Source organism: Microbulbifer sp. ABF4_143, from assembly GCF_056160225.1.
Window position 1 is genome coordinate 24521 of record NZ_JBSWWT010000016.1, and the last position, 22321, is coordinate 46841.

16 protein-coding genes are annotated in these 22321 nt (G+C 63.2%); 14 read left to right on the forward strand and 2 right to left on the reverse strand.

The window, feature by feature from the left end; translation table 11 throughout:
- Position 1: 1 nt before the first annotated feature.
- Positions 2-3061: a DUF6531 domain-containing protein gene (locus ACXAF3_RS13225; RefSeq protein WP_475112783.1), complete on the reverse strand. Its 3060-nt coding sequence runs from the start codon at positions 3059-3061 to the stop codon at positions 2-4.
- 21 nt (positions 3062-3082) lie between these two features.
- Positions 3083-3946: a Stp1/IreP family PP2C-type Ser/Thr phosphatase gene (locus ACXAF3_RS13230; protein ID WP_475112784.1), complete on the reverse strand. Its 864-nt coding sequence runs from the start codon at positions 3944-3946 to the stop codon at positions 3083-3085.
- Between the two features lie 211 nt (positions 3947-4157).
- Between ACXAF3_RS13230 and ACXAF3_RS13235 the strand changes: the two genes are divergently transcribed.
- The 14 genes from ACXAF3_RS13235 to tssC (ACXAF3_RS13300) all read left to right on the forward strand — a co-directional run bounded on the left by ACXAF3_RS13235 (position 4158) and on the right by tssC (ACXAF3_RS13300) (position 22321).
- Positions 4158-4982, forward strand: a complete 825-nt coding sequence (locus tag ACXAF3_RS13235) for a transposase (protein ID WP_475112785.1) — start codon at positions 4158-4160, stop codon at positions 4980-4982.
- A 110-nt stretch (positions 4983-5092) separates the two neighbouring features.
- Positions 5093-6505, forward strand: a complete 1413-nt coding sequence (locus ACXAF3_RS13240; RefSeq protein ID WP_475112786.1) for a type VI secretion system contractile sheath domain-containing protein — start codon at positions 5093-5095, stop codon at positions 6503-6505.
- Positions 6506-6572: 67 nt separating this feature from the next.
- Entirely contained in the window at positions 6573-8222 is a 1650-nt protein-coding gene (tagH, locus tag ACXAF3_RS13245) for a type VI secretion system-associated FHA domain protein TagH (RefSeq protein WP_475112787.1), read from the forward strand.
- Positions 8223-8319: 97 nt separating this feature from the next.
- Positions 8320-8928, forward strand: coding sequence for a type VI secretion system lipoprotein TssJ (tssJ, locus tag ACXAF3_RS13250; RefSeq protein ID WP_475112788.1), 609 nt, complete (start codon positions 8320-8322; stop codon positions 8926-8928).
- 89 nt (positions 8929-9017) lie between these two features.
- On the forward strand, positions 9018-10355 hold the full coding sequence (tssK, locus tag ACXAF3_RS13255) for a type VI secretion system baseplate subunit TssK (protein WP_475112789.1): 1338 nt from the start codon (positions 9018-9020) through the stop codon (positions 10353-10355).
- Between the two features lie 2 nt (positions 10356-10357).
- The gene (icmH, locus tag ACXAF3_RS13260) at positions 10358-11224 is read left to right on the forward strand and encodes a type IVB secretion system protein IcmH/DotU (protein ID WP_475112790.1); all 867 of its coding nucleotides are present in this window, start codon (positions 10358-10360) and stop codon (positions 11222-11224) included.
- A 52-nt stretch (positions 11225-11276) separates the two neighbouring features.
- On the forward strand, positions 11277-14819 hold the full coding sequence (tssM, locus tag ACXAF3_RS13265) for a type VI secretion system membrane subunit TssM (RefSeq protein WP_475112791.1): 3543 nt from the start codon (positions 11277-11279) through the stop codon (positions 14817-14819).
- A 12-nt stretch (positions 14820-14831) separates the two neighbouring features.
- The gene (gene tagF, locus ACXAF3_RS13270; RefSeq protein WP_475112792.1) at positions 14832-15500 is read left to right on the forward strand and encodes a type VI secretion system-associated protein TagF; all 669 of its coding nucleotides are present in this window, start codon (positions 14832-14834) and stop codon (positions 15498-15500) included.
- Between the two features lie 22 nt (positions 15501-15522).
- Positions 15523-16266 carry a SapC family protein gene (locus ACXAF3_RS13275; RefSeq protein ID WP_475112793.1) on the forward strand — a complete coding sequence of 248 codons (744 nt, stop codon included), beginning with the start codon at positions 15523-15525 and terminating at the stop codon, positions 16264-16266.
- Between the two features lie 168 nt (positions 16267-16434).
- On the forward strand, positions 16435-17229 hold the full coding sequence (locus tag ACXAF3_RS13280) for a hypothetical protein (RefSeq protein ID WP_475112794.1): 795 nt from the start codon (positions 16435-16437) through the stop codon (positions 17227-17229).
- Between the two features lie 144 nt (positions 17230-17373).
- Positions 17374-18663, forward strand: a complete 1290-nt coding sequence (gene tssA, locus ACXAF3_RS13285; protein ID WP_475112795.1) for a type VI secretion system protein TssA — start codon at positions 17374-17376, stop codon at positions 18661-18663.
- A 46-nt stretch (positions 18664-18709) separates the two neighbouring features.
- Positions 18710-19231, forward strand: coding sequence for a type VI secretion system contractile sheath small subunit (gene tssB / locus ACXAF3_RS13290; protein ID WP_475112796.1), 522 nt, complete (start codon positions 18710-18712; stop codon positions 19229-19231).
- Positions 19228-20715, forward strand: coding sequence for a type VI secretion system contractile sheath large subunit (gene tssC, locus ACXAF3_RS13295; protein ID WP_475112797.1), 1488 nt, complete (start codon positions 19228-19230; stop codon positions 20713-20715). The genes tssB and tssC (ACXAF3_RS13295) overlap by 4 nt, the downstream gene beginning before the upstream one ends.
- A gap of 151 nt (positions 20716-20866) precedes the next feature.
- The gene (tssC, locus tag ACXAF3_RS13300; RefSeq protein WP_475112798.1) at positions 20867-22321 is read left to right on the forward strand and encodes a type VI secretion system contractile sheath large subunit; all 1455 of its coding nucleotides are present in this window, start codon (positions 20867-20869) and stop codon (positions 22319-22321) included.

Here is a 22321-nt window from a genome sequence, read left to right on the forward strand (position 1 = left end):
GTCAGCGGCGGGGGCAGAGCGGGTCCTCCCAGTGCATCCAGCTGTCCAGGTGCGGGTTCCAGTAGCCGCGCCAGCTGTAGTGGAGGCCCGTCTCGCTGTCCTCCTGCTGCCCCCGGCCGCGCCAGCTGACGCCCTGATATTTCGCGTCGCCGGCCGGGTCCGAGTGCCACAGCAGCGCGCCGCCGTGATCGAACAGGGCCAGCGGCGCCGCGTCCGGACCGAGCAGGTAGTGCTCCAGAATCCCCTCGCGCCAGCGACCGAGTAGCGTGTGCCGGTTCGGGTGGTGCAGGTAGTGGACAGCCGGCTGCGCGTCGTCGTTGACAAGGGCGCGCTCGCACCAGAGGCCCACGGCGTACCAGTGGCTGTCGACGCGGCGCCGGCGCGTGGACTTGCGGTGGGTGCTGAGTTTGCTCAGGCGGCGCCCAAAGGGGTCGTAGCGGAAGTAGGTCTTGAAGTCGCCGCACTCGGCGCTGGTCATCAGGCCCCAGCCGTCGTACTGGTACAGGTATTCCCGCCGCCGCGCGCCGGGGCGCGTCTCGCGGACGATATTGCCGCGCTTGTCGCACAGAATCTCGGCGCCCAGCAGGCGTTGGGCCGCGGGGGGCGCGAAGGCGGAAAGGGCGCTTTGCGGTTCGAATTGCCAGCGCAGGTCCCACTGGGTCTCCACCGCGGTGAGCCGCCCGTGGCGCCGGTGCAGCCGGCTCCGGGCGCGCCCCTGTATCCAGGTTTCGCCGTCTGCCTGCGCTTCGCAGCGCAGCGCCGGCTCGCCGTTGGCGTCGAGGCCGTAGAGACCGCCGTCCGGCGCCAGCAGGTAGGTAAGGTCGAGGCTGTCGGAACTGGAGCTTTTCAGCCAGCCGCGGCCGTCGTAACGGTGATTGAGGCTGAGGTTGCCGGTCTCCTTGCAGTCGTGGTGCTCCGCGATCAGCAGGCCGCGCCGGTCGTACTGGAAGCGCACGCTGCTGTACAGGTTGTCGGCCTGTACCAGGCGCCGCTGCCGGTCGTAGTGGAAGTCGCACTGCTGGCCGCTGTTGTTGCGGATCTGCCGCAGCAGACCCGCCTCGCAGTAGTGGAAATACCAGTGGGTGTCGTTGTCGCGGTACTCGCGCACGCGACCGTCGGGGTGGTAGTGCCACTGACGGCTGCGGCCCTGCGGGTCCCCGCTCGACGATATCCGGCCGTAGGCGTCGTAGCGCCAGCAGATGCGCTGCCCGTCGCCGACAAACTCGCTGATCTGGCCGTGGGCGTCGCGGCGGATCTCCCACGCGCGGCCATCGGCGAAGGCGATTTGCGTCACTGCGCCGGCCTCGCCCCGCTGCCACTGTAAAAGCGCTCTGTCGCCCGCGCGCAGCGCACAGGGGTGTCCGTTCGCATCGTAGTCCAGGCGCAGTCGCTCGTCGCCCACGCGGGTCTCGCGCAGTTCGCCGCGCGGGCCGTAGAGCCACTGCCGGTGTGTTTCCCCATCGACGCAACAGGCGGTCGGCTGTTGCCAGTGATTGTATTCGAGCTCGAAGCGGCGGTCGCTCCTCTGCACCGACTGCAGCTGGCACTGGCTGTCCCAGCTGAATTCGACCCTGCCGCCCTCCGGGTCGGTCAGCTGCAGCAGCTGGCCGCGATCGCTGTATTGGCACTGCCACTGTCGGTTTTCCGGATCGGTAATTCGCAGCGGCAGGCCCCGCTCGCAGTAGGAAAACTTCCAGTTCTGGGCGCCCTGTTGCTGGGTGGCGAGCAGCAGGCCGCGTTCATCGTAGAGGTAGCGGTCGCTGATGCCGTTGCGGGTGCGCCGCAGCAGGCGGCCGAACTCGTCGTGGCGGAAAATGGTGCGCCGCCCTTCGGCATCGACCACCTGGCACAGGTTGCCGTACAGATCGTAGAGATAGCGCTGGCTGCGCTCACCCTGCCGTTCGCTCAACAGCTGGCCGAATTCGCTGAATTGCCACTGGATCGGATGGCGCCCTTCGCAGTGCAGCGTGCAATGGCGCTGCGCGCCGCGCCAACTGAGATTGAACAGCAACTGGTTGCGCCGCACCCTGTGACAGCGCCCCTGGCCGTCGTAGGAAAACTCGATGGTGCCGTCGCCGTCGATGCCCGCGAGACCCCGTTCGCAGTAGCGGTAGCTTTCCCGTCCCGGACCGACGGCGGCGCCGGTCAGAAACTGCGCTTCATCGTCGTACAGGTACTCGCACAGTGTCTGGCTGTCGGACGGCGCCTGCCGGTTCAGCAGGCGCAGTAGCCGGTTGCCGCTGTACTCGAATTCCACCACGCGCCCCCAGGAGCTGACGATTTTCTGTGGCCGCCCCTCGCGGTAATCCACGGTCAGCGAGTTGCCGAAACTGTCCCGCAGCTCCGTCAGCGGCAGTGCGCTGCTGGCGCCATCTGCGCGGAATATTTTGTCCGCGCAATCGAAGCCGCTGATCCGGTAGCTGTGCAGGCTCTGCCGGTGCAGCAGCAGCCGCTCAAAGCGGTTGTAACTGCGATGCCCGATGGCGGGCAGGGTGAAGGAGACGATGCGGCCCTCGGCAGTGTGCAGTTCCACTCTGGGGGTGGACTCACCCGCGCCACTGTAGATGTGCAGCGCTTCACTGAGGCTGTGCCGCCAGCCGGGGCCGAGACCGCAGTCGTCCCCGCTGTCGCGCCGATAGAAGCGTTGCCAGCGGAAGGGGAAGGGGCCGGGTATGGCGAAGTCGGTGCGCGCAAAGGCCACTTCGCCATTGCTCGCGATCACATGTCCGGCGACCTTGCGGCAGAGGTCCCCGGCCGGCAGCGGCTGGCCGCTCCGATTGACGCCGGGCTTGTTGCACAGCTGCAATGGGCCTCCGTCGCCGTCGAACAGCTTCTTGTACCCGGGTGCCTGCGCGAGGCTGTAGTGGTTCGCGTGAATTCGCGGCGCCTGCGGCCACAGTGGGCCCAGCGGCGCCGCCGGAGCGGCCGCGCTTTCCGGGCAGGTGTAGCGGTTTATCCAGCGGCACAGCGCGATCGGATCCGCGGGTGAAAAATTTGTCTCCGGCGGAGAGAGTATCCCGATTGCGGAAGGTATCAAGTTGACCAGACGTTCCGGTGTCATGGTGCTTTCCCCGGCGGTGGCTTAGCGCTGCTCTCTGCGCACCGTCACATCGTCCTTGTTCGGGTGCAATGTGATCGCCTCGGTATCGGTGGACACCGGGGCCTCCGGCTGGTTGGAGAACTCAAGAATGCCGGCGCTGATATTGTCTCTGCCGCCGTGCCGGTTGGCCTCGTCGATAAAGCGGTAGACACATTCGAGCGCCGGCCGGTGTGTGGCCAGCACCCGCTCGATACTGTGGTCGTCCAGATATTCGGTGAGTCCATCGCTGCACAGCAGCAGCAGCGCATTTTCGGTCAGCTTCCAGCTGTTGATGGCGGGCTCGACACGCTCGGTCACGCCGAGTGCGCGGGTAATATGGTTGCGGATACTGGACTCCTGCGCCTGCGCCTCCGTGAGCTGGCCGCTGTCTATCATTTCCTGTACCACGCTGTGGTCCCGGGTCAGGCGCTGCAGCCCGTAGTTGTTCCAGAGGTAGGCGCGCGAGTCCCCGAGGTGCGCAACGATCAGGAAGTCGTGCCAGACCGCGGCGACCACCAGCGTGGTTCCCATCTTGGCAAACTGCGGGCGGCTGCTCTTGGTCTGCAGGATTTCCCGGTTGGCACTGTCGATGGCGTCGATCAGGGCGGCGCGCAGTATCAGCTGTTGCTGCTCCGGGGAACAGGACAGGAAGGTGGCGTCGAGCAGTTTGTCCAGCTGTTGCTGGAGCGCATCCGCAGCGATATTGCTCGCCGTCGCCCCGCCGCTGTATCCGCCCATGCCGTCGGCGACAATCACATAGGCGAAGGGGCGCTCGGGATCGCTGTGCCAGCGTATGCTGTCTTCATTCTCCTCGCGGACCTGGCCAATATCAGTCCGCCCGTTGACTGCCAGCCTTATTGGCTCCATGTCAGCCGAAACTCCCTGCTCTCTTAATCGTATTTTTTTAATTAGTGGATTTTTTTTGCAGAGACAGGCGATCGCCTGGCCTCCGAATCCAGTGTAAAGAATTTTTTGTGTGTGTTTATGTTAACTTGGTAACGCGGCGGGTTTGAAATTTTTTTCGCGGGTTTGCGATAATGCCGCTTCATTAAAAAGACGAATGCCAGGTAGTACGCCTGTGCAGGAAAAAGGATTTGTTGGCAAGATGCCTCGTCTTCCCAGACTCAACCTGATAGATATTCCTCAGCACATTGTTCAGGTTGGCCACAATAACCTGCCGTGCTTCTTTGACGAGGAAGATTATCAATTTTATTTGATTAGTCTGCGCAACGCGGCGCGACAGTACCGCGTCGATGTGCACGCCTACGTGCTTTTGCCCAATATGGTGCAGATCGTTGCGACCCCGCGCGTGCCGGACGGCGTTCCGTCGATGATGCAATCGCTGGGGCGCCGCTATGTCCAGTTTGTGAATCACCGCTATAAGCGCTCCGGTACCCTGTGGCGCGGTCGCTACAAATCCAGTTTGATCGACTCCGACGCCTATCTGCTGACCTGCTATCGCTATGTGGAGCTGCGCCCGCTCTACCTCGGTCTGGCGGACTCTCTGGGAGACTATCCGTGGTCCAGCTTCAACCACCACGCCAGCGTTGTAGAGAGCGATGTGATTACCGATCACCGCATCTACCTGGCCCTGGGGGAAACACCCCGGGAGCGGGCGCAGGCGTACCGGAAACTGTTCCGCTACAGCTTCGATCGCCGCCTGCTGGACTATATCGCCGAGACGATAAAGCTGGGGCATGTGCTGGGTGGCGACGCCTTCAAAGACAAGATAGAACAGATCGCGAACCAGCGGGTGCGCCCACTCAAGCGCGGCAGGCCGCGCAAGAAAAAAGAAATCGCCGTTTCCCAACCGGAGCGGCTCTCTTCAAAAAAAATCGATAAAGCAGAGGCGAATAGCGCACGGCGAATCAGCGCCGCCGATATCGCCGCGATGGAGACCTGATTTTGACTCGAGCCACTATCGGCACCGGAGTGCATTTGTCCCCCGACGGGCAGAGTGGGGCTTCGCCCTCGCCGTCCGGTAGCGAGCGCCGCGCAAGCGGGGGTGAGATTTTGAAAGTCGCGATTCTGGGGGACTTCAGCGGTCGCGCCAGCCGCAGAGTGTGCGAGCCGGAAACACTTTCCCGGCGCCCGGCACACCGACTCGGAAAGGACAACTTCAACACCTTGTTCGAGCGCCTGGGCGTGCGCTTGAGTCTGCCGGTGATGGAGGAGCCCCTGTCGCTGCTGGAGTACGACGACCTGCACCCGGACTATCTCTACAGTCGCGTACCGCTGTTCCGCAAATTTATCGTGCTGGAAAAGCGACTGCTCGATCCATCGGAGTTCTCCCGCGCGGCGGAAGAGATACAGCAGTGGCGGCCGGAGCTGCGCTCCGCGGAGCGGTCGGCGGCGGACCTGCAGCAGGGGGAGTCCATGCTGGATGCGATTCTCTCGGGCAGCGCCTACGGCGAGGCCTACCGGTCCGGTACGGCGGGGCAGATCGACAAGCTGATCAAGGACATAGTCGCGCCCTATGTGCAGCAAAAGCCCGATGCCCGCCAGGAGATCTACCTGCAGGCGGTGCGCCAGGCGGCTTCGGAGGCGATGCGCAAAATCATGCATCACAGCGATTTTCGCCAGCTGGAGGCCAGCTGGCGAAGCGTGCACCTGCTGCTGCGCCGCCTGGACGAGCACGCGAACCTGCAGCTGCACCTGATCGATGTCAGCAAAGAGGAGGTGCTGGCGGACTTCGCCCGCGCGGAAAGCGACCTCGAGCAGTCGCAGCTGTTTAAGTGTCTGGTCGAGCGGGAGGCGGTGTGCGGCAGCAGCCCCTACAACCTGATCGTCGGCGACTTTTATATCACCGACGAGGAGCGGGATCTCCATCTGCTGATCGATCTGTCGACCATCGCCGAATCCGCCGGCAGCGCTCTGCTGCTGGGTGCGGACAGCCGGCTGGCCGGTTGCGCGACCCTGGCGGGTTCGCTCGACCCGGACGACTGGCACTATCCGCTCGCCGACTCTTTCGCCGAGGACTGGCGGGCGGTGCGCGAGTACTCCGCCAGTGCGTATGTGGCCCTGGCCGGTCCGAGATTTATGCTGCGTCTGCCTTACGGCGCCGACAGTGCCCGCACCGACTGTTTCGACTTCGAGGAGCTGACGCCGGAGCTCGGCCACCAGTACTACCTGTGGGGCAACGGCGCCTACCTGTTGGCGCTGTCGATCTGCCAGCAGTTCACCGCCAGCGGTCGCCTGGCGCCGGTGGTGTCCGACCGCTACGAGGATCTGCCCCTGCATCTGCGCCAGCTGCCCCAGGGCACCTGGATGACGCCCTGCGCCGAAGCGCTGCTCAGCGACAGGGCCGCGGCCCGCTTCAACGCGGCGGGGATCAGTACGCTGCGCTCGGTACAGGGCAGGGATCAGATATTGCTGCCGCGCCTGCAGTCTCTCGCCGGTGGCGACCTGAGGGGGCCCTGGGGTTGATGCGGCCGCAGTCAAAAGCGCGGCTGCGCCGAGGAGCCGATCATTTTACAGCGCGAGTCAGAGTGCAATGGACTTAGTTCTCTCCGTGTTGGCAGACCCCAAGGGTGCCAACATGCTCAAGCATACAAAGCTGTTTACCACCGCCGGCGGCAGCCTCGGGCGCGCGGACAGTAACGACTGGGTTTTGCCGGACCCGGAGCGGGTGGTGTCCTCGAAACACGCTTTGATCACCTTCAGCGACAACCAGTATTTCCTGGTTGATCAGAGCACCAACGGCACCTACCACAACCAGGGCAGCGAGCCTCTGGGCAAGGGCAACCGCGTGGCGCTGAGCGATGGTGACATTATCGGCGTGGGCGACTACCAGCTGAAGGTGAGTATACGCCGGCCGCAGCAGGACAGCGGTCTGCCGAAGGGGCTCGGAGATGCGGACTTCCTCGATGGCTCCGACCGCACAACCTTCAGCCCCAGCGCCGCCGCCAAGATGCAGAACCGCGCCGAGGCGCAGCAGCTGGACAGCTGGCTGGAGCCGGGCACAAGCGCGGCCGCCGAGACCGGAGAGTGGGGTTATCTGGCTGGCGGTGTTCAGAGCGGCGCCGGCGGGGACAGTCTACTCGGCCAGGAGCAGGCTCCGCTCGATCCGCTGGCCGCGTTCGACGCTCCGGCCGCGAGTGGCGATCCGCTTGCCGCCATCGGCGCCGCGAGCGGTTCCGGCGGCAGCCAGTGGGGGGACGACGAGTGGTGGAAGGAGGGCAGTGAGCAGGATCACGCGCCCGCCGACCGCCACGCGGTACAGTTCGCCGCCGAACCCGCGCCGGCGGCACCGCCACCAGCGCCGCAACCGGTGGCGCCTGCGATGCAGCCGCCCGCTCCGCCGGCGGACAACCCCTTCGCCGACTCCTTCGCCGCCATCCAGGGGCAGCAGGTGCAGGGCGCGCCGGGGTTCGAGAGCGACCCGCTAGCGGGTGCAGCTGCGCCGACCGGCTTTGCCGGCGCGTCGCAGCAGTTTTCTCATTTGCAGCCGCAGCCGCAGCCGCAGCCGCAGCCGCAGCCGCAGCCGAGCGCCGCGCCCGAGGTGGCCGTCCCGCCGCCTCCCGCGCCGCCGCCGTCAGGGCCAGTGCAGCCACCGCTTCAGACACCGCCGGCGGGCGGCGCCCTGGCCGCGGCGCTGGGCCTGAGCCTGGCGCCACAGCAGCAACAGCAATTGGAACAGCAGGCGGCGGCGATAGTGCAGGAAACGGTCGCGCGCCTGATCGATCTGCTGCGCGCGCGCACCAGTATCAAGAACGAGCTGCGCGTGCAGCGCACGATGATCCAGACGGAAGCGAACAACCCGCTGAAGTTCAGTGCCACCGCCAGCGATGCGCTCGCGGCCATGTTTGCCGGCAACGGTGCCTTTATGGCGCCCCAGCAGGCGGTGCGCGACAGCTTCGACGATCTCTCCGATCACCAGGTCGCAGTGCTGGCGGGTATGCGCGCCGGCTACGACGCCATGCTGAAATTTTTCGACCCGGACAACATCGCGCGTCGCGCAGGCGGCCAGGGCGGTGTTTTTGCCAGCAGGAGTGCGAAGAACTGGGAGGGTTTTGTCGAGATGTACCGGGAGCTGGTGCGGGATCCGGAGGCCTGTTACCGCCGCCTGTTTGGCGAGGAGTTTGCCTCCACCTACGAGCACCAGCTGTCGGAACTGAAAAACGCCAGAAGTCTGAAAAATTGAACGGATCCGTCACTGCTCGGGTGATCGCCGGCGGTCACCGGGCAATGTCGGTTGTCGGATTTTTAGCTCTGCCGCAAAGGTATATCGGGAGAATGTCATGTCCATCAGGAACCTAATCAAGCTGCTTTTGATCGGCGCGCTCGCGGTGACTCTCGTCGCCTGCCAGGCCACGCGGCGCACACTGAATTTCGATACCAGTGTCGAGCTGGCGCTCGATGTCGATCGCAATGTGAACCCGGACAACGACGGGCGCCCGTCACCGGTGGTGGTGCGGGTATTTATGCTCGCGGACGACCGCCAGTTTTCCCGCGAGGACTTCCTGAACCTCTACGAAAACGCCGAGTCGCGACTGGGCAAGGATCTGATCGACACTGTGGTGCTGAAGGAGTTCGCCCCCGGCGAGCGGCGCATCGAAGAGCTGCAGCTGACGCCCGAGGTCAAATACATAGGCCTGCTGGCGGAATTCGTGCAGTACCAGCGGGCGGACGCGCTGATGGTTCTGCCGATCACCGAGCACACAGAGAACGAATACGGGATAACGCTGACCGGTATTCAGATGGCCTCGACCGAGGACCTGAACCGGCGCCGCGCGTCCGCGCGCAACCCGCGCCGCAGCAGTGCGAAAAAGGAGGGCACGGTCACCATTTCCAGTGCCGAGTACGAGCGCATGCGCCAGCAGCTGCAGCAGGCTAACGAGAAAAAATAAATCAGTGGCGGACCGGGACGGCCTGTTTAACAGGCTGCTGAAAAAACCATCCATGGTTTTTTCAGCCCGGGTTTCACAAGGAAAAAACTATGTCGGCGAACAGCAAGGTTATCTGGAGCGAGGGCATGTTCCTGCGCCCTCAACACTTCCAGCAGCAGGACCGCTATCTGGAGCAGCTCGTGGAGGCGCGCACCTCGGCGCTCGGCCCCTATACCTGGGGCATTGTGGAGCTGGCCATCGACAGCGAGCCCCTGGCCATGGGCAAGGTGTCGGTATCCCGGGTGAACGCTATCTTCCCCGACGGCACTCCGATGCTGGCACCGGAAAATGAACACCTGCCCGAGGTGTTGGAGGTACCGGTCAACACCCGCGATGAGATCGTCTACCTGTGCATCCCGATGAAACGTCCCGGCAGCCAGGAATCGGTGCGGGATCAGGAGGACTTTCCCCAGGCGCGCTACCAGACCAGCAATTTCGATGCCCGCAACAGCGCCTCCTCCTCGGGTGAATCGGCGCGCATTCAGGTGGGCAAGTTGCGTGCCTGCCTGAAACTGGGCAGCGACGACCTGAGCGGCTACGCGGCCATCGGCATCGCCAGGATCCGCGAGCGCCAGCCGGAGAAGCCGGTGGAGCTGGACCCGGACTACATAGCGCCACTGCTCAATGCCGAGGCGTCGCCGGTGATCAAGGCCTATATCGAGGAGATAAAGGGGCTGCTGGATCACCGCGGCACCGCCCTCGGGCACCGCCTGAGCGACAGCGGGCGCAGCGGTTCCGCAGAAATCGCCGACTACCTGCTGCTGCAGGTCATCAACCGCTTCGAGCCGCTGCTGAAACAACTGACCGCACAGCCGAAGCTGCACCCGCACCAGCTGTTTCTGGAGCTGCTGCAACTGGCCGGGGAGCTGTCCACCTTCACCGCGTCCAGCAAGCGGCCGCCGCAGGTGCCGCACTACGCCCACGAAAATCTACAGCAGAGCTACGCCGGTCTCTTCTCCGCCCTGCGCCAGTGTTTGTCCACCGTGCTGGAGCAGACCGCCATCGCGATGGAGTTGGTGCAGCGCAAGTACGGCATCTATGTGGCGCCCGTGACCGATCCCTCGCTGGTCAAGTCCGCCAGCTTCGTGATGGCCGCCAAGGCGGATATGCCCGGAGACCTGCTGCGCAGCCGTTTCCCGGGGCAGGCCAAGGTGGCTCCGGTGGAGGCGATCCGCGAGCTGATTTCGGCGCAGCTTCCCGGCCTGTCGCTGCGGCCGCTGCCGGTGGCGCCGCGGCAGATTCCCTACCACGCGGGATTCACCTATTTCGAGGTGGAGCGCACCGGCGAACTCTGGCAGGCCATGCAGCGCTCGGGCGGCTTCGCGGTACACCTGGGAGCGGAGTTCCCCGGCCTGGCCATGGAACTCTGGGCCATAAGGAATAATTGATCATGAGCAACGAAAGCTTCGCCCCGCCGCGGGCTCCCACCGCCGGAGACCGCACCGTGCTGGTGCCCACGCCCGGCGCCGCTGCCGGCCGCCCGGCCGCGGATAACCGCGCGGGCGTATTTCCCGGCGCGGATCTGCAGCAGGACATCAGGGTACGCAACAGCCTCAATCCGCTGGTGGCTGCCGCGTCAAAGCTGTTGGGTGTGATTATCAAGCTGCGCACGACGATGAACCACGCCAATGTGCCGGACCTGCACAAGCGCCTGACGAAGGAAATCCAGAATTTCGAGCGCGAGGCCAGGCAGCTGTCGCTGACACCCGAGACGGTGCTGACCGCGCGCTACCTGCTGTGCACGGTGGTCGACGAAGTGGTGCTGACCACCCCCTGGGGCACCGCCAGCGGCTGGAGTCAGCACTCGCTGCTGAGCCTGTTCCACAAGGAGACGTTCGGCGGTGAAAAGTGTTTCCAGATACTGCAGCGCATGCTGGAGACGCCCGGATCCCACCTGGAACTGCTGGAGCTCTTTTACCTGTGCCTGAGTCTCGGCTTTCAGGGCAAATATCGCCGCGTGCAGCGGGGCCACGAGCAGCTGGAGCAGATTCGGGACAATCTATACCGGACCATCGAGAGTCACCGCCCGCCGATGGAGCGGGATCTGTCGCCGCACTGGGCCGGTTGCGTCGAGCGCAAGACACGCCTGATTCACTATATCCCCCTGTGGGTGATCGCCAGTGTCGTATTGGGACTGCTGGCGGTGACCTACAGCGGCTACCGCTGGTGGCTGTACCAGAGCGCCACGCCTGTGGCCGAGCGCATCGCCGCCATGGCCGGCGAGCCGGCAGAAGAAATAAAAACGCCCGAGCGGTAGTTTTCGCAATGTTACTGCCCGGATGGAGAGCGCCGGGCAGATGGAGCAAGTCATGAAACGCCTGCGCAATTTCTTTACCAACAAATGGGTTGTCGGCCTGATCGGTCTGACGGCCCTGTCGCTGCTAATCTGGTTCGGGGCCGACTACATCAAGTTCGGCAGCGAAAACGCCACCCTGTCCCACGGGGTGCGCACCACGATCATCGTTTTTCTGTTCGCGATCTGGCTGGTGTGGAACCTCAGCCAGTGGCTGGTGGAGCGGCGTCAGAATCAGGCGCTGATTCAGGGGATCGAGGAATCCCAGGAGGCGGAAGTCGATCCCGATGAAGAGCGCAGCCGCGAGGAGCTGGGGGCGCTGTCGGCACGCTTCCGCGAAGCCATGGAGGTGCTGCGCAAGGCCCGCTTCAAGTCGGCGCGCGGCAGTGTCTCCCTGTACCAGCTGCCCTGGTACATCATCATCGGCCCGCCCGGTTCCGGCAAAACGACTGCGCTGGTCAACTCCGGGTTGGAATTTCCCCTGGCCCAGACCCATGGCAAGGAGGCGCTCGGCGGTGTCGGCGGTACACGCAATTGCGACTGGTGGTTTACCAACGACGCGGTGCTGATCGACACAGCCGGCCGCTACACGACCCAGGACAGCCACCGCGTCTACGACAACAGTGCCTGGCAGGCGTTTCTCGGCCTGCTGAAACGCTACCGGCGCCGCCGGCCGATCAACGGCGCACTGGTGGCGATCAGCCTGCAGGATCTGATGGTGCAGACCACCGAGCAGCGCCTGCACCAGGCCAAGACCATCCGCCAGCGTATCAGCGAGTTGCAGCAGCAGTTGGGAATCCGCTTCCCGATCTACCTGACGTTCACCAAATGCGACCTGGTGGCGGGTTTCAGCGAATTTTTCGACAACCTGTCCCAGGCCGAGCGCGAGCAGGTATGGGGGATCAGCTTTCCCGCCGAGTCCGGCCCCGCCACTGGCGCGCCGCTGGACAGCTTCGCGCGGGAATTCCAGCTGCTGATAGAGCGCCTCAACCAGCGCGTGCTCTGGCGTGTACACCAGGAACGCGATATCCAGAAGCGCGCGCTGTTGCAGGGCTTCCCCGCGCGCATGGAAAGTCTCGGCGAAATACTGTCGGATTTCGTCAAGCAGACGTTCGGTGCCAACCGCTATGACGTTGTGCCGATGGTGCGCGGTGTCTACTTTACCAGCGGCACCCAGGAGGGCAGCCCGATAGACCGGATGATGGCCTCCGTCAGCGCCGACTTCGGCCTCGAGCGGGATATGGCGCAGAAATTCCAGGGCGTGGGCAAGAGTTACTTCCTCCATCGTCTGCTGAAGGATGTGGTTTTCCCGGAGGCGGAACTGGTCGGGGTAAACCGGAAAATAGAGACGGCCACCCAGTGGCTGCGTCGCGGTGTCTATGCCGCCTCGGCTGCGGTTTTCGTCGGCGCGCTCTTTCTGTGGACCGGCAGCATCGCGCAAAACAAGATCTATATGAACGATGTCAGCGAGCAGGTGGACGAGTTCCGCCACAGGCGCGATGCATTCAAAGACGAAAAATTGACGCCGCTGGACAGCCTGCAGCTGCTGGAGCCACTGCGCGGTGCGGCCTCCGTCTACGACAGGGAACAGCACCCCTGGCTCAACAATCTGGGCCTTTACGACGACCGTGTCGACCGCGCCGCAGACCGCCTGTATCGCGACCAGTTGCTCGATGTTTTCCTGCCCTCGCTGACCCGCGATATCGAGCGGGATCTGAGCCGGATGGGAAGCGAAGATCCGGCGCTGGCGGAGACACTGAGAACCTATCTGATGTTTTTCACTCCGGAGAAGCGGGACGCGGAGGCGCTGCAGAACTATTTCACCGCGCGCTGGGAGCGGCAGTTGCCCGGCGAGGCGCAGCGACAGCAGCAGCTGGTGGGGCATCTGCAGCGGCTGTTCGAGCAGCCGCTGCCGCAAGACCTGCAGGCGAACGATCGCGTGGTCGCGCGGGCGCGGCAACAGCTGCGGCGCATTCCGGTGCCCCAGCGCCTCTACGCGCAGCTGCAGCGCAGCGATCTGGGGATGACGCCGGTGGACCTGTACGGCGAGATCGGCGGAGATACGGAGCAGCTGTTCGGCGTGTCCGCGACCGATGCGCGCTTCTCGATGCCCTATCTCTACACCAAGGCCGGCTACAAGGAGGTGGACTTCGGCGCGGACTCGCCGTTGATGCGCAGGATTTCCGAAGAGCGCTGGATCTACGGCGGAGACATCAGCGGGGAGGACTTCAGCGAGGCGGACAGGGAAAGGCTCGGCGAGGAGGTCAAGCGAATCTACCTGAGCGAGTATCAGCAGCGCTGGCAGAAGTTCCTCGGAGGGTTTTCCATCCGGCGCTTCCGCACCACCAGCCAGGCGCTCGACTCGCTGTCCAAGCTGTCCGATCCGGTGTACTCGCCGCTATTGGCGGTGGCGGAGATCACCGCCGACAACACCCAGCTGACGCCGCGGCCGAAACTGTCTGTCGACGCCTCAGGCGTGGCACTGCCGGTATCTAGCACTGCGCGCAACCTGGGAGGCGCAGCCGCACAGGGCGCCGCGAGCGCGCTGCAGGAGCGCTTCCAGCCTACCATCGTCGACCTGCGCTTCGAGGAGCTGCACCGTGTGACCCAGAGTGAAAAGGGGCGTCCGGCTCGGGTTCAGGAATACCTGTCGGCGATCAACAAACTGCAGGAATATCTGACCGAAATCGACAGTGCACCGGATGCCAATGAAGCCGCGTTCAATAGCGCCAAGGCGCGCTTTAGCGGCAGTGGTGGCGACGCCATCAAACAGCTGCGTATCAAGGCGGCCAATGCGCCGGCGCCGTTCGAGCGCTGGCTGACGGAAATCGCCGACAGCAGCTGGGCACTGGTGATGGCCAAGGCCAAGCTCCACGCCGACCGCGTCTGGCGCGAGCAGGTGTACAGCAGCTACCAGCGCAGCCTGGCGAACCGCTATCCACTGCGCGCCAGCCGGGACCAGGAAGTGCCGGTGATGGCGTTCAACGACTATTTCAAGCCGGGCGGCATAGAGCAGGCGTTTGTCAACGAATACCTCAAGCCGTTCCTGGATACCCGCAGCTGGAAGGAGAAATCCTTCGAGGGCCAGAGTCTCGGGCTGTCCGCCGAAACCCTGGCGCAGCTGCGCCGCGCCCAGCGCATTAGAAACACCTTCTTCAACAGCGGCGAGCAGGCCGGTTATTCGTTCCGCATCGAGCCGACCAAGCTGGATTCCGGCGTGCGCCTGTTCGCGCTGGAAATGGGAGAGCAACGGGTGCCCTATTCGCACGGCCCGCGCACGACGAGCAACCTGACCTGGCGCGGCGGAGAGAGCAACCGCGTGCGGATTATTTTCGAGGACCTGAACGAGACCGTGCACCGCCGACACTTCGAGGGCGACTGGGCCTGGTACCGTCTGCTGGCGAGTTCCGATCTGCAACGGGGCCGCAGCAGCAACGAATACCTGGTGACCTTTGAGGAGGAGGGGCGCCGGGCTCAGTTCAGGCTGCTGACCGCCGGTGTCAACAACCCGTTCGACCGCGGCCTGTTGCGCGGCTACCGGTGTCCGGAAACGCTGTAACAGGAGTCTGACGTGTCTAACCGCAAAGGAATATTTGGCAAGTTGCCCGGTCACGGGGACTTTATCCGCCGCGAACTGCCGGGCAGTTTCGTCGATACCTGGGACGAATGGCTGCAGCGCGCCGTACACGGTTCGCGGGAGCTCGTCGGCGAGCCCTGGCTGGATTACTACCTGACCAGTCCCATCTGGCGCTTCGCGCTGACGCCTGGTGTCGTCGATGAGCAGTCCTGGGCCGGCATACTGGTGCCCAGCGTCGACAGTGTGGGGCGCTACTTTCCGCTGACCATGGCCGTGCCCGTGGACGGCGGAACCAATCCGTTTGCCCTGCAGACCGCGGCGCATGACTGGTACCGGCAGATGTCCGACCTCGCGATAGAGGCGCTGCAAAATGCCCTGCAGGTCGATCATCTGCTGGAGCGTTTTCCGACGTTGAGTCTGCGTGTTCCCGAGGACTCTGTTTCCACCGCGGCGGACACCTGTTTCGTCGCCACAGATGCAGACGGCATCGCCGCCAGCTATCCGGCGCTCCTGAACCGGCTGTACCGGCATCAGCACGCGAGTTGCAGCCTCTGGTGGTGTGCCGGCTCGCAGCAGCTGGCGGCTACCACGATGCTGAGCCCGGGGCTACCGGAGCCGACCCTCTACTGCTCCATGCTGGGCGCGCCGCAACTGAGCTGGTGAGTCAGCGCTTAGGAGGCCAGAGGTGAAGGTGAATAAGAATGGTGCAAGGGTAACCGCGCTGGACAGGCGCAGGCACCGCGACTACCGGGTGATTCGTAACAGCTTTGCGCATACCGCGACGCGGCATAGCTGCCCCGTATTCGTCGGCGAGTTCGCAGAGGTGGCGCGGGAGTGTCCGATCGTGTTCGTACGCCACGAGGAGTCCGGTGCATTGTGCAGTGCGGCGATGCTGGGGGTGGAGCCCGGCAGGAACCTGTTTTGGCAGGACAATCGATGGCGGGGGCACTATGTGCCATCCCTGCTGCGGGCGCAGCCGTTCGCGGTGTCTTCCGCCGAGGATGGCGACCGCATCGCGATCTGCATCGATGAGCATTCACCACTCGTGCTATCCGATGGCAGTGCCGGTGAACGCCTCTTCGATCAAGGCGGTAAAGAAACCCAGTACCTCGCCAGTATGACCCGCTTCTTGCTGTCCATCCAGCGGCAGGCGGTGCAGAGCACTGCCTTCGTCCAGTACCTGGAAAAGCATGCCCTGCTCCAGGAAAAAGTGATTCTGGTGAATCTGGAGGGCGGCGTACATCACCGGTTGACGGGGGTCTACACGGTCGACGAGAGCGCGCTGGGCAGACTGCCCAATCGCGACTTTCTGGCGTTGCGGGACCGCGGCTATCTGCCGGCTATTTACGCACATCTGAATTCATTGCGCCGGGTGGACAATCTCAGCCGGTTGCACGCGAGATCGCTTGCGCAAAAAAAGTGGCACTGATACCCGGAGGAGGCCGCGCGCGGCGGCGCCGGGCAGTGGCGCCGATGTTTATTGCCGGATGAAGCATAGGGGCCGTGTTGCGGGATGCGGCTGCCGCCATGGTGACGAATGAAGAGCGATACCCGGACGTGAAGTCCGGGTAACAACGGATGCAGGCAGGTCAAGGAAATGACATACGAGATAGTCTTTACGGGGGAGCTGCGGCGGGGATTTAGCCGCCGTCAGGGGATTGATACCCTGTGCCAGAAGTTCTCGCTGAATTTTGAGCAGGCAAAATCCCTGCTATCGGGTTCCCGTCGAGTCGTGAAGCGGGTTGCGGATCCGCGGCGGGCAGAGAAGGTGATCAGGGCGCTGTGGCAGGGCGGGTGGCACTCGGAGCTGCGTCTGAACAGCCGCGTTATATTTTCCACGAAAAAGCCGAAGCGGACGCCCGAAAGCCCGGCACAGGACACTGTCCGATACCGCAGTGCCGGTGGAGAGATTTCCGTCCGTTTGCCGAATTCATGGCGGCCCTGTGAAGGCCTGAACCACCAGGCGATTCTGCAGGCCGGCGATGCCGGCAGCCATCACTATATCGCCATCCTGAAACAGCCCCGGCATGAGTTGCCGCCAGAATTGACACTGCTGGAATACGGTGCCGCGCAGCTGCAGCAGTGCCTGGCGAAAGTGGACTCCGGATCTGTGTTGAGCGAGCCCAGAGTCCTGGTGCAGGGGCATAGGACCTGTTGCACTTCCGAGATGTCTGCCGAGCTCGATGGCACTGCCATTCAATACCTGATCGCACAGTTCCATTGTCCTCGCTATTTCTATACGATTTTTCTCTGGTGTGATCGGCGGCAGTACGCAAAGGCAAAGGAAAAGTTCGACCGGATTGTAGCGAGCTTCGCGGTCGAATCAGAGGTGGAAGCCCGGGAAGATGACCGTACGATCGTGCAAAAAAAGATAGCGGAGCCCTGTTGTTAGAATTTATTTGATTAACTCTGTGCGTAATCCACTTTTTCAAAAATAATTCTTTGCGAATGCAGCAATTGTCTTGATTAGATATCCGCAGAGTGTACCCTTCCCAAAAAAATTTCTTACAGGGATTGATGGATAAAGGGATATTTCATGGCCTTCCCGTACTTGATAGACATTGATGCGCTGGCGGCGCCGGTTTCCGAAGACCAGCCTGCCGGCAGCGATATCCGCGAGGACCGCTCTCCCACCTCTGATTACTATACGATCAAGGATGCGCGCAACAGTGCCCGCGCGGCCGAGCGTTCGGCCCTGTTCGGAGACAGCGATGCCGACCTGCTCGCTCCGTGGCGTGATGTCGCCAAGTCTGCGCAGAAGATCCTGGGCGGGCAAAGCAAGGATCTGGAGGTGGCCTGCTGGTATACCGAAGCGCTGATACGGCTTCACGGTATCGCCGGCCTGCGCGACGGTTTCGCGCTTATCGACAGGCTGGTGGCCGACTTCTGGGACGGGCTGTATCCACAGCCGGACGAAGACGGCCTGGAAACTAAAGTTGCGCCCCTGACGGGACTGAACGGAGACGGCGGCGACGGCACGCTGATGATGCCGATTCGCAACGCGGAAATCACTCCGGAGGGGGACAGCGGCGCATTCTCGTTTTTTCAGTATCAGCAGGCCAGGGACGCCGATCGTATCGCCGATGAGGATGCCAAGGCCGCGCGGATAGAGACACTCGGCTACAGCCTCGACGATATACAGCAGTGCATTAATGGGGCCAGCCCGGAGTGGGCGCAGAACCTGGTGGCGACCATCGACGAGGCCATCGCACACTACAAGAGCATCAGCGATGCGCTGCGCTCCAGCTGTGGTCAGGACGCCCCGCCCTCATCGAATATCACCGGCCTGCTGGACGAGGTGCTGCGCACGACGCGCTTTATCTACAAGGCTCAGTTGGATGCTCTGGCGGCTTCCGCTGCCGAGGAATCGCAGGCGCCCGTCGAGGGTGAAGCCTCCGCCTCTCCTGCGGGGCCGGCAGCCGCACCGGCCGCGCCGGGACTGAATATCCCCAGCGGGGGGGTGTCATCGAGGGAGCAGGCGCTCAAGATGCTCGAGGAGGCGGCCAAATACTTCCGCACCTACGAGCCCCACACACCCATAGCGCCGGGTCTGGAGCGGCTGATCGGCTGGGGGCGGATGACCGTCGCCGAGTTGATGGCCGAGCTGCTGCCAGACGAACAGTCGCGCGCGGTCTATTCGCAGCTTACTGGTGTCAAGCTGGACGGCTCGGACAAGCAACGCTATGTCGCGCCGCCGCCAACTGCAAGTGCACCCACAGCGCCGAGCGACTCGGGCGGTGCCGCCTCCGGCGATACCGCGCAGGCGTCCACTGCCGATTCCGGCTGGTCAGAGCAACCCCAGGCGGAAGCCGAAGTCGGCTGGTAGCCCGTCAGATCACTGTAATTCCTAGATTGAGGAAAGGAGACCCGAAATGTCCGAGAGCATTCACAACAAATTGAAGCGCGTGCGCAAGCCCCGCGTGCACATTACTTACGATGTAGAAACCAACGGCGCCGAAGTCAAGAAGGAGCTGCCGTTTGTCGCCGGTGTCATGGGCGACTACTCGGGGGACAACACCGAGAACCGCAAGGCGTTGAAGGAGCGCAAGTTCGTCCAGATAGACCGGGACAACTTCAACGATGTGATGGCAAAGGTCAATCCGAAGCTGAACCTGCAGGTGGAGAACACCCTGGCCGGTGACGGCAGCAAGATGGCGGTAGATCTGGACTTCAACCATATCGACGACTTCTCTCCGGAGCAGATCGTCGAGCAGGTGGAACCGCTGAAGCAGCTGCTCGAGGCGCGCAGCAAGCTGCGCGACCTGTTGAGCAAGGCGGACCGCTCTGAAGAGCTGGAAAAGGTTCTGGAAGATATTCTGAAAAGCACCGAAAACGTCGGCGCTATATCTGAGCAACTGGGTCTCGGTGAAGCCAAGGGAGAGGATGCAGAATGAGCACCGAAGTTGAAAATGTAGCCGAAAAAGAAACAGAGGAGCAGTCGGTCAGCCTGCTGGAGCAGGCCATCTCGGCGACCAAGCAGACTGAGCCTGCGGAGGCGCAGGACCTGATTGCCAACCTGACCGAGCAGGTACTGAAGGGCACAGTGACCTGGGACCGCAACCTGACTCAGACTATCAACAAGGCGGTCCAGGCAATAGACGCGGCCATGTCAAAGCAGCTGGCGGCGATTCTGCACGATGAGAAGTTCCAGAAGCTCGAGGGTTCCTGGCGCGGCCTGCACCACCTGGTGATGAACAGTGAAACCGGCCCCACGCTGAAGATCCGCATGCTGAACCTGAGCAAGCGCGAGCTGTTCAGGGATCTCGACAAGGCGGTGGAGTTCGACCAGAGCCAGATCTTCAAGAAGGTCTATGAGGAGGAGTTCGGCACCGCGGGTGGCGAGCCTTTCGGCTGTATGATCGGCGACTTCGAGTTCACCAGTCACCCGGAAGATATCGAGCTGCTGAGCAAAATGTCCAACGTGGCCGCGGCCGGCTTCTGTCCGTTTATTTCCGCTGCCGGTGCGGGCATGTTCGGTTTCAATGACTTTACCGAGCTGTCCAAGCCCCGCGATCTGAGCGGCATCTTCGAATCCGGTGAGTACATCAAGTGGCGCAGCTTCCGCGAAAGCGAAGACTCCCGCTTCGTCACCCTGGTCATGCCGCGAACGCTGGCCCGCACCCCCTACGGCGCCAATACCAAGCCGATCGAGTCCTTCAACTTCGAAGAGTTCGAAGTCGACGAGTCCGGCGTATCGCGCCCGGCGGAGCACAATCAGTACTGCTGGATGAACGCCGCCTATGTCATGGGCACGACTTTGACCAAGGCGTTCGCCGAGCACTCCTGGTGCACCGCTATCCGCGGCGCCGAGGGCGGCGGTAAAGTGGAGGGGCTGCCGACGCATCTGTTCAAGAGCGACGACGGCGACCTGGACCAGAAGTGCCCCACGGAAATCGGTATCACCGACCGCCGTGAGGCGGAGCTGAGCGCTCAGGGTTTCCTGCCTCTGTGTCACTACAAGAATACCGACTACTCGGTGTTTTTCGGTTCCCAGAGTACGCAGAAACCAAAGGTCTTCGACGATCCGGACGCGACGGCCAACGCCGCTATTTCCGCGCGCCTCCCCTACCTGATGGCGACCTCGCGCATCGCGCACTACCTGAAGGTGATGGCGCGGGACAAGGTGGGCTCCTTTATGGAGGCGGGAGACTGTGAGCGCTGGTTGAACAAGTGGATCACCCAGTACACCAACTCCAACCCGGATGCGAGCCCGGAGATGAAGGCCAAGTATCCGCTGGCGGAAGCGCGCGTTGAAGTGAAGGAAATCCCCGGCCAGCCGGGCTGCTACAGCGCCGTGGCCTATCTGAAACCCTGGCTGCAGATGGAAGAGCTGACCACCTCCATGCGTATGGTGGCCAACATCCCGAGCGCGGGCTGACGCTATGCGGCCCGCCCTGGCGGCGGGCCGCGACTTCCGCTGCTCTTTGCAACCCAATCACCTTCTTCCGGTTTATTCGAATCTGTGGAGTGCGCTCTTGCCCGCCGAGCAGTCTGTCAATGATCTCGATCCGTTGCTGCCAGCGCAGTTGATGAGCGGGTCGCAGTCGGCACTGCAGAAGTTTCTGCGCGAGCCCGACGACCTGTTCGCGTTCGAGTACTGGCTGACGGATATCTGTCCCTGCCCGCGCCGGCAGCAGTTCTCGCTGCGGGAGTGGCTGAGCCGGATCATTGCGGAGCTCGACGAGCTGATCTGTGACCAGCTCAACAGCATATTGCACCACCCCAGATTTCAGCGTCTGGAGGCGAGCTGGCGCGGCCTGTCGATGCTGGTGCACAACGCGCCGCACTCGGACAATATCAAGATCAAACTGCTGGACGTCAGCTGGCGTGATCTGAGCAAGGATATCGAGCGGGCGCCGGATTTCGACCAGTCGGGCCTGTTCCATCTGGTCTACAACGAGGAGTTCGGCACGCCCGGTGGCGAGCCCTTCGGCCTGCTCCTCGGGGACTACTATATCTGCCACCGCCCGTTTGCGGACCACCCTTACGACGACATATTCACTCTGCAGGGCATAGCGCATACCGCCGCCGCAGCCTTTGCCCCGTTTGTCTGCGCGGCCACGCCCCAGTTGTTCGGCGTCGACGACTACGACGACCTGGCCAAACCGATCGATTTCGCGGAGGTCTTCCGGCAGAAGCAATATATCCGCTGGAACGGCCTGCGGGATCTGGAGGACAGCCGCTTCCTCGCCGTGACGCTGCCGCAGGTTTTAATGCGCGAGCCCTACAATACCGATTTCTCGAGCTATTGCGGCCTGCGCTTCGCGGAAGACGTGGGGGCGCCGCACAGCGGCAACTATCTGTGGGGCAACGCCTGCTTTGCGCTGGGCGCGGTGTTGATCCGCGAATTCAGCGAGGTCGGCTGGTTCTCGCACATCCGCGGCGTGGCCCGCGATCACCTGGGTGGCGGACTCGTCACCCAGCTGCCGGCCGTGCCCTACAAGCCCGACACCACGGCGCAGCTGGTGCGCATGTCGACCTCCATCCTGATCACGGATTTCAGTGAACGCGAGCTGAGCGAGTTGGGTTTTACCTGTTTGAGCCACTGTTACGATACCCCGTACAGCGCGTTCAACAGCGTTCCGTCACTGCAGAGGCCCAAGCAGTACACGAGCAAGGCGGCCAGCGCCAACGCGCGCATCAGTTCGATGCTGCAGCAGATTCTCTGCGCTTCGCGCTTTGCGCACTACATCAAAGTCATGATCAGAGACAAGGTCGGTGCCTATATGAACGCCAAGGATTGCGAGCGCCAGCTGCAGCAGTGGCTGGATCGCTACACGACCGGCCGGGATGATCTGTCCTGGGAGATGCTGGCCCGCTACCCGCTGCGGGAGGCGCGGGTACAGGTGGCCGACGAGCCGGGCAAGGTCGGCAGCTACCAGAGCATTATTCACCTGAAGAGCCACTACACGGTGGACCACCTGGTATCCGAACTGAAGCTGACCACCTCGCTGGCGCAGATCGGCGTCGGTACGGTGAGCTAG

Excerpts from the sequence above, each read along its gene's own strand:
- ACXAF3_RS13225 (WP_475112783.1), bottom strand. The coding sequence starts at position 3,061 with ATGACACCGGAACGTCTGGTCAACTTGATACCTTCCGCAATCGGGATA.
- ACXAF3_RS13230 (WP_475112784.1), bottom strand. The coding sequence starts at position 3,946 with ATGGAGCCAATAAGGCTGGCAGTCAACGGGCGGACTGATATTGGCCAG.
- tagH (WP_475112787.1), top strand. The coding sequence starts at position 6,573 with ATGGACTTAGTTCTCTCCGTGTTGGCAGACCCCAAGGGTGCCAACATG.
- tssJ (WP_475112788.1), top strand. The coding sequence starts at position 8,320 with ATGTCCATCAGGAACCTAATCAAGCTGCTTTTGATCGGCGCGCTCGCG.
- tssK (WP_475112789.1), top strand. The coding sequence starts at position 9,018 with ATGTCGGCGAACAGCAAGGTTATCTGGAGCGAGGGCATGTTCCTGCGC.
- icmH (WP_475112790.1), top strand. The coding sequence starts at position 10,358 with ATGAGCAACGAAAGCTTCGCCCCGCCGCGGGCTCCCACCGCCGGAGAC.
- tssM (WP_475112791.1), top strand. The coding sequence starts at position 11,277 with ATGAAACGCCTGCGCAATTTCTTTACCAACAAATGGGTTGTCGGCCTG.
- ACXAF3_RS13280 (WP_475112794.1), top strand. The coding sequence starts at position 16,435 with ATGACATACGAGATAGTCTTTACGGGGGAGCTGCGGCGGGGATTTAGC.
- tssA (WP_475112795.1), top strand. The coding sequence starts at position 17,374 with ATGGCCTTCCCGTACTTGATAGACATTGATGCGCTGGCGGCGCCGGTT.
- tssB (WP_475112796.1), top strand. The coding sequence starts at position 18,710 with ATGTCCGAGAGCATTCACAACAAATTGAAGCGCGTGCGCAAGCCCCGC.
- tssC (WP_475112797.1), top strand. The coding sequence starts at position 19,228 with ATGAGCACCGAAGTTGAAAATGTAGCCGAAAAAGAAACAGAGGAGCAG.
- tssC (WP_475112798.1), top strand. The coding sequence starts at position 20,867 with ATGAGCGGGTCGCAGTCGGCACTGCAGAAGTTTCTGCGCGAGCCCGAC.